At 34.4% G+C, this 19,783-nt stretch carries 8 protein-coding genes; 4 read left to right on the forward strand and 4 right to left on the reverse strand.

All coding sequences use genetic code 11. The annotated features are described in order from the left end of the window. Positions 1–1,974 (reverse strand): T9SS type A sorting domain-containing protein, encoded by a 1,974-nt coding sequence (locus FG167_RS15990; protein ID WP_203459211.1) that lies wholly within the window; start codon positions 1,972–1,974, stop codon positions 1–3. Between the two features lie 543 nt (positions 1,975–2,517). Between FG167_RS15990 and FG167_RS15995 the strand changes: the two genes are divergently transcribed. Both FG167_RS15995 and FG167_RS16000 read left to right on the forward strand, forming a co-directional pair. Further along, positions 2,518–12,819, forward strand: a complete 10,302-nt coding sequence (locus FG167_RS15995) for a LamG-like jellyroll fold domain-containing protein (protein ID WP_203459212.1) — start codon at positions 2,518–2,520, stop codon at positions 12,817–12,819. Between the two features lie 276 nt (positions 12,820–13,095). Next, positions 13,096–13,905, forward strand: coding sequence for a hypothetical protein (locus FG167_RS16000; RefSeq protein ID WP_203459213.1), 810 nt, complete (start codon positions 13,096–13,098; stop codon positions 13,903–13,905). Between the two features lie 4 nt (positions 13,906–13,909). Here FG167_RS16000 and mnmE read toward each other — a convergent pair whose 3' ends face one another. Further along, positions 13,910–15,298: a tRNA uridine-5-carboxymethylaminomethyl(34) synthesis GTPase MnmE gene (gene mnmE / locus FG167_RS16005; protein ID WP_203459214.1), complete on the reverse strand. Its 1,389-nt coding sequence runs from the start codon at positions 15,296–15,298 to the stop codon at positions 13,910–13,912. 96 nt (positions 15,299–15,394) lie between these two features. On the opposite strand from mnmE, the gene FG167_RS16010 reads away from it, so the two are divergent. Beyond that, positions 15,395–16,519, forward strand: a complete 1,125-nt coding sequence (locus tag FG167_RS16010; RefSeq protein WP_203459215.1) for a TlpA disulfide reductase family protein — start codon at positions 15,395–15,397, stop codon at positions 16,517–16,519. Between the two features lie 134 nt (positions 16,520–16,653). Here FG167_RS16010 and FG167_RS16015 read toward each other — a convergent pair whose 3' ends face one another. Continuing rightward, positions 16,654–17,304, reverse strand: coding sequence for a rhomboid family intramembrane serine protease (locus tag FG167_RS16015; protein ID WP_203459216.1), 651 nt, complete (start codon positions 17,302–17,304; stop codon positions 16,654–16,656). Between the two features lie 62 nt (positions 17,305–17,366). Here FG167_RS16015 and FG167_RS16020 point away from each other — a divergent pair, with 62 nt between their 5' ends. Beyond that, positions 17,367–18,257 carry a lysophospholipid acyltransferase family protein gene (locus tag FG167_RS16020; protein WP_203459217.1) on the forward strand — a complete coding sequence of 297 codons (891 nt, stop codon included), beginning with the start codon at positions 17,367–17,369 and terminating at the stop codon, positions 18,255–18,257. Here the strand turns inward: FG167_RS16020 and FG167_RS16025 are convergent, their stop codons facing one another. After that, complete coding sequence (locus tag FG167_RS16025; protein WP_203459218.1) at positions 18,258–19,763, reverse strand: aminotransferase class V-fold PLP-dependent enzyme; 1,506 nt, start codon at positions 19,761–19,763, stop codon at positions 18,258–18,260. Positions 19,764–19,783: the final 20 nt, after the last annotated feature.

Consider the following 19,783-nt stretch of genomic DNA (forward strand, 5'->3'; position numbering starts at 1 on the left):
TTAATAGTTTGATATTTTTTTGGTTAATTCGCTATTAATAGCTTCTACTTTTACAAAATAAATTCCCTTACTTTTATTAAAAGGAATTTCTATTTTATCATTTGCATTTAGGTTTGAAGTACGTGTTAAAACTTCCTGTCCTAAAACATTAAATATTTTTATACTTTTTATTTGAGTTCTATTCTGGTTGTACACAACAATATTTTCATTTCCAGCATAAAAAACATCTATATTAGAAACTGTTTGATCATTGGTAGATAATGTTTCTTCTGGTGAAAAAACAATAGAGTATCTATCTAAATACTCTCCTATTGGTAAATTGATATTAAAATTAGATGCGCTTAAATCATGCGTAGTATTTAAAAAATTATCTTTTAAATAAACTGTGTTTTCAAAATTTTCAACTGCATCTATCATTATTTGATGCGAACCAGTTTCTGAAATTAAGATTCCTAATGGAAACTCTAATGTTTCCTCAAAACCGCCTAAACCTTGAATTGCATATTTTTTATCTAATTCATTATCGATTACATAAAACAAATCATCATCTCTATGTTCCATTATTAAAGCATCATAGCCACGATTGTAATTTATATCTGCATCTGTGTCTGGTAAAAAAGCTAAAAGGAGTTGTCTATGAAATCCTTCAGGATCTTCATAACCTATTCTTAGGTATTGATTATTACTTTCCAATTCGGTATTATTATCTGCAGCATCAGAGGTTTTAAGAAAAATAGTATTCCCTGAAGATTCCGTTTTAAATTCTCTTTGCGAATTATTAAAAACAATAGGTCCATTTCCGTAAGCATTAACAAAAAACCCTTGACCAACAGAAACATATTGTTTAGGAGTAACACTCCATGCACTACTAACACCAGCAACGGAAGGAGAGTTGACAGATGCAGGAATACCTCCCGATAAATTTCTAATAGCATAACCACCTAAATAATCTGTAGTTAAATGCGAAGTTGAGCCTCCATCTACCCAAAAATATAGTGTATCTAGAATAGATAAATTATCTAGTATAAATTTACTTGCATTTAAAGCAGAAGGATAAGGATTACCCAATAATGATTCTTCTCCAATATTTATAGGCAAAGAATAATCTCCGTTATTTGGAGCACCATAAAACACATAATTTTGATTAGGTAAAAGAGTATTGGTTCCTTTCATGGTGTAACCTTCTCCTGGATTTAAAGAGCTACTTTCATTTAAACCAACCCAATCATAATATGAACCTGTTCCCTGTAAATATTTATACAACCATCTTCTATTAATGGATAATGCTGTAGTTACATTATCTAATCCATCAAGAACAGAAGGTGTACCATTATGCGGTGAACCAGTATTAAACAATGTTTGTTGTGGATCAAATAAATTAAGACTAGAATCTGTACCATCAAACAAGCCTCCAGAAAAAGAAAATGTACCACTATTATTAACCGGTGATGCCCAATAATTAAATTTGTATGCAGATGCATAGCCTTGTTGGTCTATCAAGATTTTACCAATACTAATAGTATTAGCATCTACACCTACATGTGTTTGAATTAGCTGTGCCTCATCAATTAACCTAAGATCACCACTTGATAAACTAATGGAGTTAGCAACATTTAATGCAAATCCATCGGCTACAGTTATTCCTTTTTTATTTACTGCTGTAATATCAACTTCCAAATTATTAAAATGAATAGCGTTGGAGGTTCCAGAGATACTTAATAATGGATTATTGGAACTTTTAAAATAGGTTGTACCTAATGAAGATTCCGTAGTCCCATTATTAATAAAGTTATTATTTAAATATAGGTTTCCACTACTCTTATGAATACCACTACTTGAATTCGTATATTCATTTTCAAAATACACATCTGTTGCTGCTGAAATATTTAATATACCTTCATTTACAATTTGTGAGTAACAGCACAAAAAATTAAAGAGTATAAGGCTATTACATATAAAGTATTTTCTTCTCATAATTAAGGTTTAAAATTAATGGTAGATTTGGGTTATTTATTGTTCTGTCAATTTATTCCTAAAAGCTAATGCCAAAAGGAGTGCCAACTTTTACTCTAAACAAAAAACAAAACACAAATAACTGTAAATCAATTACTTGTAATTTTATAGCAAATTTTAACCTTCAAAAAAAACATCGGTATATCGTGTATTTTTTCCGTTGAAATACATACTCACGGAATAGCGTCATTTTAAAATGATCATATAACAGTCTGAATATCATATTTTCACGTCGTTATTTTACATCTACAAATCGCTTTCAATGGACTAATAAAACATACCTTTCTAATTCATTAAGAACACCTTTTAATTGCATTGATTATCAATAAAAGTGTCCCACAACAACTTCAAAGAATAATTGAGTAGTTTAACGATTAAATTCTTTTGGAAGAATAACTAACTATATTTTTGACACTCTCATTAAGATTAATAGCAAATTATTTAATGAATATGATTTTGTCATGGTGTTATGCCAATGGCTCGACCTATAAAATGATTGCTATTATGAAAAAAAACCTACTGTTTTTCTCGCTTTTCACAACTATTTTTATTAATAGTTATAATGGATTTTCGACAAATGTTAAGAACCTATTCCTTGACACAACTTCAACTAGCGCATACAACAATACGTCTTTAAATACGGAAGCCGCTTTGTTTTCTGATTATCAAGCTGATGATTTAAGTAATTCTATATTTAGGAGTATTACTTCCTGTCCAGGTTCTACAGTATCTGCAAATGTAGATCCAGGAGTTTGTAGTGCAGTAGTAACATTTGCACTTCCAACGACAGATATAAGTGGTGGCTCTATGGTTTTAATAACCAGTTTAGGTGATGGCGACACTTTCCCTGTTGGTATAACCACAGTCACTTATGTAGAACGTGATGCTCTTAATATGCCAACGGGAAACAGCTGTAATTTTGATGTAATAGTTACAGATAATGAAGATCCCGTAACGCCAACTTTATCTCCTGTTACTGTAGATTGTAACGGAACATTAACTGCTCCTACAACGACTGATGTTTGTGCTGGAAATATTACTGGATCGACAACAGACACGCTAAGTTTTTCTGAAGGTGGAAACACTACAATCAACTGGATCTTCGATGATGGCAACGGAAACACGATTTCTGTACCGCAAACCTATAATTATGATGATACAACAGATCCTGTAACGCCAACATTAGCTTCTGTCACTGTAGATTGTAACGGAACTTTAACCGCTCCAACAACGACTGATGTTTGTGCTGGATCAATTACAGGAACTACTACTGATACGCTTTCGTTTGTTGAAGGTGGTAGTACAATCATAAACTGGACCTTTGATGATGGTAACGGAAATACCATTTCGGTTCCGCAAACTTATAATTACGATGATACAACGAATCCGGTTGCTCCAACTTTAGCTGCTGTTACTGTAGATTGTAACGGAACTTTAACCGCTCCTACTACAACGGATGCTTGTGCTGGATCAATTACAGGAACTACTGCTGATACGCTTTCGTTTGTTGAAGGTGGTAGTACAATCATAAACTGGACCTTTGATGATGGTAACGGAAATACCATTTCGGTTCCGCAAACTTATAATTACGATGATACAACGAATCCGGTTGCTCCAACTTTAGCTCCTGTTACTGTCGATTGCAACGGAACTTTAACTGCTCCAACTACGACTGATGTTTGTGCTGGATTGATTACTGGAACAACGTCTGATACATTATCATTTGTTGAAGGTGGTAGTACAATAATCAACTGGACCTTTGATGATGGTAACGGAAATTCAATTTCTGTTCCACAAACTTATAATTACGATGATACAACGAATCCGGTTGCTCCAACGCTATCTGCTGTTACTGTAGATTGTAACGGAACTTTAACCGCTCCTACTACAACGGATGCTTGTGCTGGATCAATTACAGGAACTACTACTGATACGCTTTCGTTTGTTGAAGGTGGTAGTACAATCATAAACTGGACCTTTGATGATGGTAACGGAAATACCATTTCGGTTCCGCAAACTTATAATTACGATGATACAACGAATCCGGTTGCTCCAACTTTAGCTGCTGTTACTGTAGATTGTAACGGAACTTTAACCGCTCCAACTACGACTGATGTTTGTGCTGGATCAATTACTGGAACAACGTCTGATACATTATCATTTGTTGAAGGTGGTAGCACAACAATCAACTGGATCTTTGATGATGGTAACGGAAATACCATTTCGGTTCCGCAAACTTATAATTACGATGATACAACGAATCCGGTTGCTCCAACGCTATCTGCTGTTACTGTAGATTGTAACGGAACTTTAACCGCTCCTACTACAACGGATGCTTGTGCTGGATCGATTACTGGAACAACGTCTGATACACTATCATTTGTTGAAGGTGGTAGCACAACAATCAACTGGACTTTTGATGATGGTAACGGAAATACCATTTCGGTTCCGCAAACTTATAATTACGATGATACAACGAATCCGGTTGCTCCAACGCTATCTGCTGTAACGGTAGATTGTAACGGAACTTTAACAGCTCCTACTACAACGGATGTTTGTGCTGGATCGATTACTGGAACAACGTCTGATACACTATCATTTGTTGAAGGTGGTAGCACAACAATCAACTGGACTTTTGATGATGGTAACGGAAATACCATTTCGGTTCCGCAAACTTATAATTACGATGATACAACGAATCCGGTTGCTCCAACTTTAGCTGCTGTTACTGTAGATTGTAACGGAACTTTAACCGCTCCAACTACGACTGATGTTTGTGCTGGATTGATTACTGGAACAACGTCTGATACATTATCATTTGTTGAAGGTGGTAGTACAATAATCAACTGGACCTTTGATGATGGTAACGGAAATTCAATTTCTGTTCCACAAACTTATAATTACGATGATACAACGAATCCGGTTGCTCCAACTTTAGCTGCTGTTACTGTAGATTGTAACGGAACTTTAACCGCTCCAACTACGACTGATGTTTGTGCTGGATTGATTACTGGAACAACGTCTGATACATTATCATTTGTTGAAGGTGGTAGCACAACAATCAACTGGATCTTTGATGATGGTAACGGAAATACCATTTCGGTTCCGCAAACTTATAATTACGATGATACAACGAATCCGGTTGCTCCAACGCTATCTGCTGTTACTGTAGATTGTAACGGAACTTTAACCGCTCCTACTACAACGGATGCTTGTGCTGGATCGATTACTGGAACAACGTCTGATACACTATCATTTGTTGAAGGTGGTAGCACAACAATCAACTGGACTTTTGATGATGGTAACGGAAATACCATTTCTGTTCCGCAAACTTATAATTACGATGATACAACGAATCCGGTTGCTCCAACGCTATCTGCTGTAACGGTAGATTGTAACGGAACTTTAACAGCTCCTACTACAACGGATGTTTGTGCTGGATCGATTACTGGAACAACGTCTGATACACTATCATTTGTTGAAGGTGGTAGCACAACAATCAACTGGACTTTTGATGATGGTAACGGAAATACCATTTCGGTTCCGCAAACTTATAATTACGATGACACAACGAATCCTGTAACTCCAACTTTAGCTTCTGTAACGGTAGATTGTAACGGAACTTTAACCGCTCCAACTACGACTGATGTTTGTGCTGGATCAATTACTGGAACAACGTCTGATACATTATCATTTGTTGAAGGTGGTAGCACAACAATCAACTGGACTTTTGATGATGGTAACGGAAATACCATTTCGGTTCCGCAAACTTATAATTACGATGACACAACGAATCCTGTAACTCCAACTTTAGCTTCTGTAACGGTAGATTGTAACGGAACTTTAACCGCTCCAACTACGACTGATGTTTGTGCTGGATCAATTACTGGAACAACGTCTGATACATTATCATTTGTTGAAGGTGGTAGCACAATAATCAACTGGACCTTTGATGATGGTAACGGAAATACCATTTCGGTTCCGCAAACTTATAATTACGATGATACAACGAATCCGGTTGCTCCAACTTTAGCTGCTGTTACTGTAGATTGTAACGGAACTTTAACCGCTCCAACTACGACTGATGTTTGTGCTGGATCAATTACTGGAACAACGTCTGATACATTATCATTTGTTGAAGGTGGTAGCACAACAATCAACTGGATCTTTGATGATGGTAACGGAAATACCATTTCGGTTCCGCAAACTTATAATTACGATGACACAACGAATCCTGTAACTCCAACTTTAGCTTCTGTAACGGTAGATTGTAACGGAACTTTAACCGCTCCAACTACGACTGATGTTTGTGCTGGATCAATTACTGGAACAACGTCTGATACATTATCATTTGTTGAAGGTGGTAGCACAATAATCAACTGGACCTTTGATGATGGTAACGGAAATACCATTTCGGTTCCGCAAACTTATAATTACGATGATACAACGAATCCGGTTGCTCCAACTTTAGCTGCTGTTACTGTAGATTGTAACGGAACTTTAACCGCTCCAACTACGACTGATGTTTGTGCTGGATCAATTACTGGAACAACGTCTGATACATTATCATTTGTTGAAGGTGGTAGCACAACAATCAACTGGATCTTTGATGATGGTAACGGAAATACCATTTCGGTTCCGCAAACTTATAATTACGATGATACAACGAATCCTGTCATACCCACTTTAACCGCAGTCAATGATCAATGTTCAGTTACCTTAACACCACCAACAACTACAGATAACTGTGCTGGAACTATTACAGGTACAACTAGTGCAACGTTCCCAATTACAACTCAAGGAACAACTATCGTTACTTGGACTTTTAATGATGGAAATGGAAATACAGTAACACAAACACAAAACGTAATCATTACAGATACAACACCTCCAATAGCCATTTGTCAAAATATAACCGTGACATTAGACGTAACAGGAAGCGTAACCGTATTAGCAACTGATATCGATAATGGATCTACTGATAATTGTGGTATTCAATCCATATCTTTAGATAATACACTTTTCGATTGTTCTGATTTAGGAAGCAATACTGTAATATTAACGGTTAGAGATTTATCTGGTAATATATCAACATGTACAGCTACGGTAACCGTTATAGACCCTGCAGCTAGCGCAAGTGTAAGTATTCTTTCTGATGACGCTAATAATGAAATTTGTAATGGCGAAAATTTAACTTTTACAGGAACACCTTTTGATGGCGGTGCCACACCTATATATGAATGGTTTATTAATGGTACTTCTTTTGGGACAAATAGTCCAACATTTACACCGTTTACAACTTTGCCAGTTGGTACAAATACTATTTATGTAGAAATGCAATCGAGTTTATCTGCTTGTATTTTACCTAAACCGAGTAATACGATTTCTGTTATAGTACATCCATCACCAACAACAACAGCTCCTACACAAATTTGTATGGGAAATTCGGGAACGCTAACACCAAATACAGGTGGAACGTGGACAAGTAGTAATACCGGTATTGCTACGGTAACTAACGCTGGTGTGATTACACCTGTTGCTCCTGGAAACGTAACCTTTGCGTTTCAAGATAACACAACAATATGTTCAAGTACTACGAATAATGTGGTTATTAATGCATTGCCAATAGCATCTGCACCTACAACCATCTGTGTTAATGAAATAAATAGTGCTTCACCTGCAACTGGTGGTACATGGACTAGTAGTAATTCTAGTGTTGCAACCATAACAAACACAGGATCTATAACAGGTGTTACTCCTGGGTTTGTAACTTTTACCTTCAATGATGCTAATGGGTGTAGTGCTACAACCAATAGTATGGAAGTGTTAGATATACCCGTAATTAATTCAGTAACGGTTTCGGAGGATCCTGTTTGTGCTGGTGATCCTAGTATTTTAGATGTAAATGTACTAGGAGCAGGTACGCTTAATGAAACTCTTGTTAATTATAATTTTAATTCTGGAGGAAATTATGCTGCCTTAAATGGACAAGAAGCGCCAGGAATTACATCTGCTGTAACAGAAGGTTTTAATATGCCTTTTAGAACGGGCAATGGTAGAGTTACTGGTGGAAATGCATTTTCAAATAATGGAACAGCAGGAAATGCTCTAAGACAAGATGACGCAAGATTTTCTGATAACACAGGTTATTGGGTGTTTACTATAAATGGTGCTAACCTCTCCAATTATGAAAATCTCAGAGTCTATTTTCAAACAAGAAGAACAAACACTAGAGGTGATGATAAGTACGTTGATGTATATTATAGAATTAACAGTACTAACATTGCCGATTTTGTTTATTTAGATGATGTATTCTTGAATAATAATAACTCAGGTACACAATGGCAGGAAGCATTAATGGCATTACCAGCCGCAGCAAATAATGTCAACAGAATTGATATAGCCTTACAAGTTTCTGACGGGTACTATTTTGGTTTTAGCAATAACGGACCTGATGTTTTAGTAGATAACTTTCAAGTGGAAGGAGCTACAGCTAGTACAACTTTTGAGTATACATGGACAGCAAATACAGGTGCAAACGCTGGATTACCCGCAACGGCATCAACAGCTTCAACTACAAATAATAATATAACAGTAAACCCTACGATTACCACAGATTATACCGTAACCGTAACAAATAGTGATGGCTGTCCTGAAACGGAAACGGTAACAGTAAATGTGTTTCCTTCGCCAGAAATTATAATTCAGGCTGAGTATTGTCCTACAGATGATCCAAGTACATCACAAGACGAAAGTCAAATGGTACAATTAGTAGCAACTTCAAATCAACCAATTACTAGTTGGACGTGGCTTACAGATCCCGTGCAATATGGGAATACTATATATGTTGATACCGCAGGTGAATACCAAGTTTTAGGTGTAACTGCCAATGGTTGTTCCGAATCAGCAATACAAAATGTCGCTTCAGAACTCGTTACCAACGGAGATTTTTCTCTAGGAAATATTGGTTTTACTAACGGATATACTTACGTGGAAGATGTAGCTGGCAACAATGAATTACAACCTCAAAACACGTATTCCATAACAACAAACGGCCAGAATGTTCATAATAATTTTTGGGGTGCAGATCATACTACAGGATCCGGAAATTTCATGGCTGTTAATGGAGCTGGAAGCTCTTTAATTGTATGGGAGCAAGCTAATGTTCCCGTTCTTCCAAACACCACTTATTATTTTTCGGCTTATGGTATGAGTTTAAATTACCAATGGAGAACTTCTAGAAGAGCCCGATTAACATTTAATATAAATGGTACCAATGTTGGAACTACCCCTACACTACCAAATCGCCCTGATAATAATAATCCTGGATCTGATAACTGGACTCGATTCTATGGTACTTATACTACCGGTCCTACCCAAACTTCTGTGGATCTAGAAATTAGAAATCTAAACAATTCAGCCTCTGGAAATGATTTTGGATTAGATGACATCTCATTTGCTACATTATCTACTTTCATTAGATTAACAACTCCAGTAGGAACAGATAATCAAATAGTTTGTCAAAATGCACCAATAACTGATATTACTTATGATATTGGAGGAGGTTTAACACCACCAAGTATTTCGGGATTACCAGCAGGCTTAACCACAACTTTCGATGGATTAGAATTTATTATTACAGGGACACCGACTCAGGTAGGTACCTTTAATTATACCCTTCAGACCACCTCCAGTTGTGATGTTAAAACAGCTACTGGGATTATCACAGTTAATGAAGCACCTGTTGTAGCTATTAATACTTTACCACAAACAGTTTGTCAATCTAATGCATCCATATTACTCGAAGCTGGTCTAACACCTGGAACTACGGTAGGAAACGTAGGCTCTGGTTGGTCCACTTCAGGCACAGGAACATTTGATGATATCTATAACTTAGCACCAACCTACACTTTTGGTATTGGTGAAACAGGAACTGTAACGCTTTCGTTTACCTCAAATATCCCAACAGGTCCATGTTTAGAGGCTACAGATAGTATAGATATAGAGATTACTCCTTTTATTATTGCAGCTGCCGGTCCAGATCAATTAACAACTAGTTGTTCAGACACAACTGTTACACTAGCCGCAAATAATACTACAGGAAACTGGACAGCTACTCCTAATACAGGATATTTTTCAGATCCAACCGCTTATAATGCATCTTTTACGGGAGAAAGCGGGGAAACATATATATTAACATGGACAGTAACTAACGTTTCGCCTTGCAGTGACACAACCGATACAGTAGAAATCACGATTCCTAATTGTGCGAATAACTTAGTCTTTGATGGAACAGATGACAATATAAGTTTTGCAGATAATTATGGATTAGATACAGGTTCTTTTAGTATAGAAGCTTGGATAAAACCAAATACCGTTTCAGGAACACAAACCATTATATCTAAACGAAATGGTAATAATTTAAATTCTGGTTACGATTTAAGTCTAATAGGTAATAGACTATATTTCCGTTGGAATAACAGTGAAATATTTGCAACACAAACTATGAATAACACCAAATGGTATCATGTAGCTGTTACCTATGATGGTGCAAATTACACCATGTATATTGATGGTTTTGTTATCCGAGCAGCAACTGCGGGCGCTTCTCCATTAGTAAATACGAATAAAGCACTTATTGGTGCAATGGATAGAACAAACAATAGTGCTACAAATTTCTTTGGAGGTGGTATTGATGAAGTTCGAATCTGGAACAGTGCCATATCCCAAACGCAAATTCGTGAAATGATGAATCAGGAAATTGAAGCTAATGGCACCGATGTTTCAGGTGTTGTTGTTCCTTTAAATATAAGTGGTGGTTTACAGTGGAATAGTTTGATTGGTTATTACCAAATGAAGTCAGGATCACAAGCATCTGTTTCAGGAGGAATGATTCAAGATATTTCTACTGCAAATCCAATAGCTGGAAATCTAAATAAAATGACGACTGATCAGTTAGAAACGGCTCCGATACCATATGTCTCTATCGCAGGCACAGATTGGGATTTAAGCACGACATGGTCGAGTCCTTCAGTTCAACAAATACCAAACTCTAAATTAAATAGTATAAATGGCTTTGAGCAAACATGGAATATTGTACAAACCGAAACGAATGTCATTACAAATAGACCAGCAACCGTGTTAAGCAAAACAGTTTTGCTCGGATTAATAGTTGAGAATAATACATTAAGTATTGCAAATGATCAACCATTAATAGTGAATAAATACCTAAAAATAAATGGAATTTTAGATTTACAAGGTGAATCGCAGTTGCTACAACCAATTGGAAGTATAGTCGATTATACAGGAAATGGTAACTTACACAGGGATCAACAAGGAACAACCAACTTATATAATTACAACTACTGGTCATCCCCTGTAAGTTCAGATGGGAATACGTATCAAATTGGAAGTGTGCTATATGATGGTACTTCTCCTGTAAATTGGACGCCGGCTCATGATGCAAATGGAGGTTCTCCGGTAACTATGAGTAGTCGTTGGTTATATTTATTTGAAAATTATGCATACGATTCTTACATCAATTGGCACCGAATTGATCAAACCTACGCTATTAATGTTGGTTTAGGTTTCACCATGAAAGGAAGCGGAAATTCAACTGCCTATCAAAATTACACCTTTGTAGGCCAGCCTAATAATGGAGATATAACACATGTCATAAGTGCAAGTATAGATCCTGTAATTGGAAATGAGTCTTTAATTGGAAATCCATACCCATCCGCAATAGATGCTAATGCAGTCATTGCAAGTAACCAAACTACATTACTCGATGGTACGATAAGATATTGGGAACATGCACCAAGCAATAATTCGCATGTAACAGCGGCCTATGAAGGTGGATATGCCTATTACAATCTATTAGGTGGTGGAGTTGCTGCCGTTTCTCCTCCTGAAATAAATGGCGTTGGAAATGCTACTACATTACCTAAACGCTTCATCCCAGTTGGGCAAGGTTTTATGGTAACTGCTAAGCCGGCTGGTGGAACATTCGAGTTTAATAATAGTCAACGTGTTTTCATAAAAGAAACGAGTGGTAATTCCGTTTTTATGCGAACAGAAAATAGAGATCAGCAATCTGATGATCATGGAAATGAAAATCAATTAATCCGTATTGATTTTAAATCTCCGGAAAATGCCGTTCGTCATTTACTATTAGGTTTCACACCAAACAATGAAGCTAGTGAAGGAGTGGATTATGGCTACGATGCCTTAAACACCGATTACTTTGCAAGCGACATGTCCTTTATCATAGAAGGTGAAAAATATGTAATTCAAGGTGTTGGAGCATTCAATGACGAGAATATGTATCCGGTAACCATAGATTTGGGTACTACTGGAAACATACAGATTACATTAGCAGAACTGGAAAATTTTAACGAAGATATTGACGTATTTGTATATGATGCTTTATTAGAAACTTACACGCGAATCAATGATACCCATTATCAAATCACATTAGATCCAGGAAGCCATAGCGATAGGTACTTTATTAGTTTTAAAGATGGAAGCGCATTAAATACTCCTGACGAGCAATTCTCTAACGTAGTAATAAACTACTTAACGGCAACTAGTGAAATCTATATTAATGTTCCAACTTCTGTAGATATTAAACAAGTGTACTTAGTAAATTTATTGGGTCAAACAGTGAAATCTTGGAATGGAACGAATGCACCTTTATCTCATGAATGTAGACTTCCGGTTAAGAAAATATCAGAAGGCACCTACATAATTAAAGTACGAACTTCAGATAATGCGCTCATTAACAAGAAAATTGTAGTAAAACAATAACGAATACATCCGAAATTACAAATTAAAATAGCGATCCTTTTGGGTCGCTTTTTTTTTGCTATGCATTTCTACAAACGCATACTATATCTATCATTACGAGCTGTTATCCAAATAAAACACAAAGATAAAATACAGTTGCTATCCACATTCTAACCCAAACGCACAAGAAAAAAACATGTATTTCATCGATTAATTATGCTTTTAATAGATTTTTTTTATTAAAATCACATATCTTCGCAGTCCCAAATCATATCAATTCATTTAAAACCTAACAAAATGAATAAACAAACCTACTTATGCCTTATGCTGCTATTTACTAGCACATTAATGAGCGCCAATCCATTTTCCAAGAATACAGCAACAGCTATGGCTTATAGCGATATCCAACGTGTTAGAATCGATTTCACTATGCCAACCGGCTATATAAAACACTTACTCTTAGGTTTTACTCCTAATAACGCAGCTTCCGACGGAGTTGACTACGGGTATGATGCATTAAGTTTAGATAATTTTCCAAATGACCTTAATTGGATTATAGAAGATGAAAATTACGTAATACAAGGTGTTGGCGCTTTTCAGGATAACAAACAATATCCATTGAGTATGTTTATTTCTAATGCTGGAGATATTTCTATAGCTTTAGATACTTTAGAAAATTTCGACTCCGATATTGATGTCTTTTTATTTGACGCACTATACAATACCTACACCTTACTAAACGATTTAGATTTTCAGGAGAACGTTGATCAAGGAACACATTTAGACCGTTATTTCATTGCTTTTAAAAACAATACAAATGGTTCTGTTTACAACAGTTCTAGTGATGTGCAACTTTCAATAAATGAAAACGATACACAAGAAACTTCAGTTTCCTTTTTAAGAAAATCCAAAGAAATTTATATAACGTCAAACCAGAATATTTCAAAATTAGAAGTATACGACCTATTAGGAAAGCGTCTTTTTAAGCAAGAAAATATACAAGCAAAAACATGGAGATTATCCACACCTTTCATCAAGCAGAATTATGGAATTGTCCGAGTTTATAACAATCAAGGGATAACTAATAAAAAGCTATTATTTCATTAAATAGTTATTTTCCAATACAGAAGTTAGCAAATATATTACCTAACAAATCATCACTAGTAATTTCGCCTGTAATTTCACCAAAATGATAAAGTGCTTGTCTAATATCTATGGCAAGTAAGTCTCCAGATAAATTAGATTCTAAACCATATTTTACTTTAGTTACTTCTTCGAAAGCTTTAAGTAATGCATCATAGTGTCTAGAATTGGTAACAATAGTTTCGTTATTGCGTAAAGCTCCTGTATTTACAAAACCTAATAGTTTATCTTTTAACTCCTCTACTCCTATTCCTGTTTTTGCAGATAGTAAATGAAGGTTATCTATAGAACTTTGCAAAGCTTCCACTTCAACATTAGAAAGTTTATCCAACTTATTAGCGATAACTAATAAAGGCTTTAAAGGATATTTATTTTTAATTTTTTCAATTTCTATAATAAATTTTTCGCTATTGGTCTTAAATTTTTCGGCATCAAACAAATAAACAACAACTTGTGCTTGTTCTATTTTTTCAAAAGTTTTTTTGATACCAATACTTTCAACAACGTCTTTCGTTTCTCTAATTCCTGCAGTATCTATAAATCGGAAACCAATTCCGCCAATAACAATTTCATCTTCAATAGTATCTCTTGTAGTTCCTGCAATTTCACTAACAATAGCTCTTTCTTCGTTTAAAAGTGCATTAAGCAAGGTAGATTTACCAACGTTGGGCTCTCCAACAATGGCAACAGGAATACCATTTTTAATGACATTACCAACAGCAAAACTATCTATTAATCGTTTTAGCACAAAAACAATTCTTTCTACTAGCGATTTAAATTGCGCTCTATCTGCAAACTCCACATCCTCTTCTGCAAAATCTAGCTCTAATTCTATTAAAGAAGCAAAGTTTAAAAGTTCTTCACGTAGTTTAGCAATTTCAGAAGAAAAACCACCACGCATTTGCTGCATTGCAATTTGGTGTGATGCTTCATTATCACTCGCTATTAAATCTGCAACTGCTTCAGCCTGACTTAAATCTAGTTTTCCGTTTAAAAAAGCACGTAAAGTAAACTCCCCTGCATTGGCCATTCTGCAACCATTACGCAAAAACAATTGTATAATTTCCTGCTGAATAAATATAGATCCATGACAAGAAATTTCTATGACATTTTCGCCTGTATACGAATTTGGGTTTTTAAAAACAGAAACCAAAACTTCATCCAGTATTTTCTTTTTTTCTATAATATGCCCTAAATGAATAGTATGTGTCTTTTGTTTATTTAAATCTTTATTATGAATAGATTTAAAAAAGGAAGAACAAATAGTAATAGCTTCTGGACCAGAAAGTCTTATTACAGCAATTGCTCCAGCTCCTGAAGGTGTTGCTAATGCAATTATAGTATCGTTTAATATCATACCACAAAAGTAAGCAATTGTTAAAATAAAACTAACATATTTACATTTTGAAAATAAATAAGTAATAACTGTTATCTTTGCACAAAAAAACAATTTATGCAACGTATTATATCCTTTTTATGTATTTCTATTTTTCTTATTTCTTGTAACAAAGAAAAAACTGATGGATTTTTAATTAATGGAAATTTAGACAATGTTAAAAACAATAGTTTGGTGCAATTATTTAGAGCAGAAGGAAGACAAACAGTTATAATAGATTCCACTAGAATAAATGAAAAAACATTTACATTAAAAGGAAAAATAGAAAATCCAGATATGTACTTCTTAACTATTGAAGGCATTAAAGGAAGTCTTCCTCTTATTGTTGAAAACGAAACTATAGATTTAACAGTCTATACAGATAGCATCTTTGCATCTAATATTAAAGGAGGAAAAGAAAACAACTATTTTAATGACTACCAAGAGTTTATCAAGAAAATACGAACAAGGAGTAATCATCTAACAGAAGAATTTAAATTAGCACAACAAAAACAAGATACTTCTAAAATTTCTAGTTTACGTAAAGAATACGAAGTGATGATGGAAGAAAATGATGCAAACGATTTAAACTTTATGACTAAAAATAATGATGCCGTTTTATCTGGTCTTATTTTAGAACGTGCTTTATCAACTAACAAATTAGAGTTTACAAAAATCAAAGAGATATACGCTAATTTTGATGAAGTGGTAAAAAATACACGTGCAGGAAAAGTAATTGCAGAGTATATTACTGCAAATGCAAATACTGCAATTGGTAGTGTTGCTCCAAACTTCTCAGGACCAAACCCGGAAGGAAAAACGATTGCCTTAAATGATATAAAAGGAAAAATTACTATTATCGATTTTTGGGCTGCTTGGTGTGGACCTTGTAGAAAAGAAAATCCGAACGTTGTAAAAGTTTATGAAAAATACCACAGTAAAGGTTTAGAAATTATTGGCGTATCTTTAGATGGTACACCACAACAAAAAGATGCGAAGCAAGCTTGGAAGGATGCGATTGAAAAAGACAAACTAACTTGGCATCACGTTTCTAACTTGCAATATTTTAATGATCCTATTGCTAAACAATTTAATATTAATTCTATTCCTGCTACTTATTTAATTGATGCTGAAGGAAAGATTATTGCTAAAAACCTAAGAGGTGCTGCTTTAGAGAATAAAATAGCAGAATTACTTAACTAAAATAGCGATTATTTAAAAATAATTATTTTGTCATTTTGAGCATAGTCGAAAAATCTTGTTAGCTAATTACTAATAATATAGATTTCTCCACTTTGGTCGAAATGACATTTTTTTTGCTCCTTGATTAAGACCTATTAGATCTTACCCATTCGTTTTAACACAAACAACAATACAATTGGTATAGCTAACAATCCAATCATTAATAGATTGGTTTCAAAAAGCCAATTCGCTAAAAGTAGTGTTATTATATAACCACCAATTGCACCACCAAAATGTGCATCGTGACCAATATTATCCGTTTTATTTTTCATTCCGTAAATAGAATAAAGAAGATAACCTATTCCAAAAACATAAGCAGGAATTGGTATTGGAATAAAAAACATATACAAGCTCATTTCTGGACGCAATAGAATTGCGGAATACAAAATACCAGTTACTGCTCCACTTGCGCCAACAGCACTGTAATGGTATTCATCTTTATGAAAATACAAAGACAATAAACTACCAAGCATTAAACTACCAACATAAACAAGCACAAAGCTTAACGTTCCTAAATCTTGCACAACGATATCTGCAAAAAAGTATAACGTTAGCATATTAAACAATAAATGCTGTGTGTCTACATGTAAAAACCCGGAGCTAAACATTCTAAATTTTTCGCCACGTTTTATAGCACCAACTTGAAACTTATATTTTTCGAAAAAGTTAAAATCACTAAACCCTTTGTAAGATATTAATACATTTGCTACAATAATTACTATTGTTACAATACTTAAATTGCCCATAAATTTGAAACGTTTAAATCAAATATAACATATATTTGTTCTTGCAAATCTAAAATTATTTCATGCAATTTCTAGCTTACATTTTAATTTATCCACTTTTATGGGTTATTTCTATTCTTCCGTTTAGAATTTTATACGTTGTTTCAGATGGTTTATATTATTTGGTATACTATATCATTGGGTATAGAAAAAAAACAGTAAAATACAACTTAGAGCTTGTGTTTCCTGATAAAACGGAAAAAGAAATCACTACGATTTCTAAAAAATTCTATCATCATTTATGCGATATGATTTTAGAATCTGTAAAATCTTTAACCATTTCTGAAGCCGAAATGATAAAACGTTTTAAGCTTAAAAACATTGAAGAAATACATAAACTAGAAAAAGAAAATAGAAATATTGTTTTAATGTGTGCACATTATGCAAATTTTGAGTGGATTTTTATTACTCAAAAATTTGTAAAACATAAAGGATATGGTGTATACAAACGTTTAGCTAATAAATATTTTGATCGTTTAATTAAACGAAAAAGAGCCAAATACAACACACAACTTATAACCACAAAAGAAACCATTCCTGTTTTAATGGAGTCTATTAAAAAAGGTGAATTATCTATAAGTGGTTTTGTATCTGACCAATCACCAAAAGTAAATAAAGCGTATCATTGGAATGATTTCATGGGAATTAAAGTTCCTGTGCACACAGGAGCAGAAATGCTCGCAAAACGCTTAGACTCCTCTGTAGTTTTCTTTGGCGTGAAGAAAATAAAACGTGGCTACTACGAAACGACTTTTAAAACCCTAGCTAAAAATGCCAATGATTATAAAAACTACGAAATTACAGATATGTTTTTAAAGCTAGTAGAAGAGCAAATTTACAGTGCTCCAGAATATTATTTATGGACACACAATCGCTGGAAACATAAAGATAGTATTCCTGCTAAATTTCAATAACTAAAAGTCAAACCAAGAATTTATAAGTTGTTTATCTTTTATTTTATTTGAAAATTTTTTGTGTTCAAATTCATTATTATCCTTATTATAAATATAATCTTTGCTCCAAGCTTCATGGTTTTCTGCAAGCGCCTTTACGCTATCACAGATGTATTTAATTTCTTTACATGTAAGAGTTGGATGTATAGATAAACGAATCCATCCAGGTTTTCTAAAAAGGTTTCCTAGCATAATTTCATCGGTTAACTCATGAGAAGTTTCATAATCTACATGAAGTAAATAATGTCCATAAGTACCTGCACAACTACAACCACCACGAGTTTGGATTCCAAATCTGTCGTTTAATAGTTTAACCGCTAAATTAAAATGTAAATCCTCTATATAAAAGGATAAAACACCCAATCTATTTTTATGCTGTGCTGCTAGAATATGAAGATTAGGTATTGCTAAAAAAGCTTCAAAAAGTTTTGTCATAATTTCATGCTCACGAGCAATAATATTATCGGTACCTATTTGTTCCTTTAATTTAATAGCCAAAGCAGCTCTAATGGTTTGAAGAAATCCAGGTGTACCACCATCTTCTCTGTCTTCAATATTGGCAATATATTTATGTTCTCCCCAAGGGTTTGTAAATGCAACGGTTCCTCCTCCGGGACAATCGGGAATCATATTGTGATACAATTTCTTATTAAAAACCAAAACTCCAGAACTACCTGGACCACCTAAAAATTTATGTGGTGAAAAGAATATAGCATCTATTGCCGCTTCTATATCTTCTGGATGCATATCTATATCTACATAAGGAGCAGAACAGGCAAAATCTACAAAACAGACACCTCCATTTTGATGCATTAATTTGGCGACTTCATGATACGGAGTTTCAATACCAGTAACATTACTGCACGCTGTTATAGAAGCTATTTTTAATGTTGTGTTTTTGTATTTCTTTAATAACTTTTCTAATTCCTTTACACATACTAACCCTTCTTCATTAGCAGGAATAATCTCGACTTTAGCTATTGTTTCTAACCAAGAAGTTTGATTCGAATGATGTTCCATGTGTGAAATAAAAACAACAGGTTTAACTTCGTCTGGAATGTTGGCAAACTTGCGTATATTCTCTGGCACTTTTAAACCTAAAATACGTTGAAACTTATTAACAACTCCAGTCATACCGTTTCCTGCTAGTATAAGCACATCTTCGTCATTACTGTTTACATGTCTCTTTATAATTTCTTTAGCTTTGTGATAAGCCATGGTCATAGCAGTACCAGAAACCGTTGTTTCTGTATGTGTATTGGCAACATAAGGACCAAAATCCTTTAATAATTTATCTTCTATTGGTCTGTATAAACGTCCAGATGCTGTCCAATCGGAATACACAATTTTCTGAGTTCCATAAGGAGACTCAAATTCTTGATCTATACCAACAATGCCCTTTCTAAATACAGCAAAGTATTCTTCTAAGGCTGTACTATACTCCTTCGGTTTATCATCTATTAACATAATGAAACGTATTTAATCTA

The organism is Lacinutrix sp. WUR7, assembly GCF_016864015.1.
GTDB lineage: Bacteria > Bacteroidota > Bacteroidia > Flavobacteriales > Flavobacteriaceae > Oceanihabitans.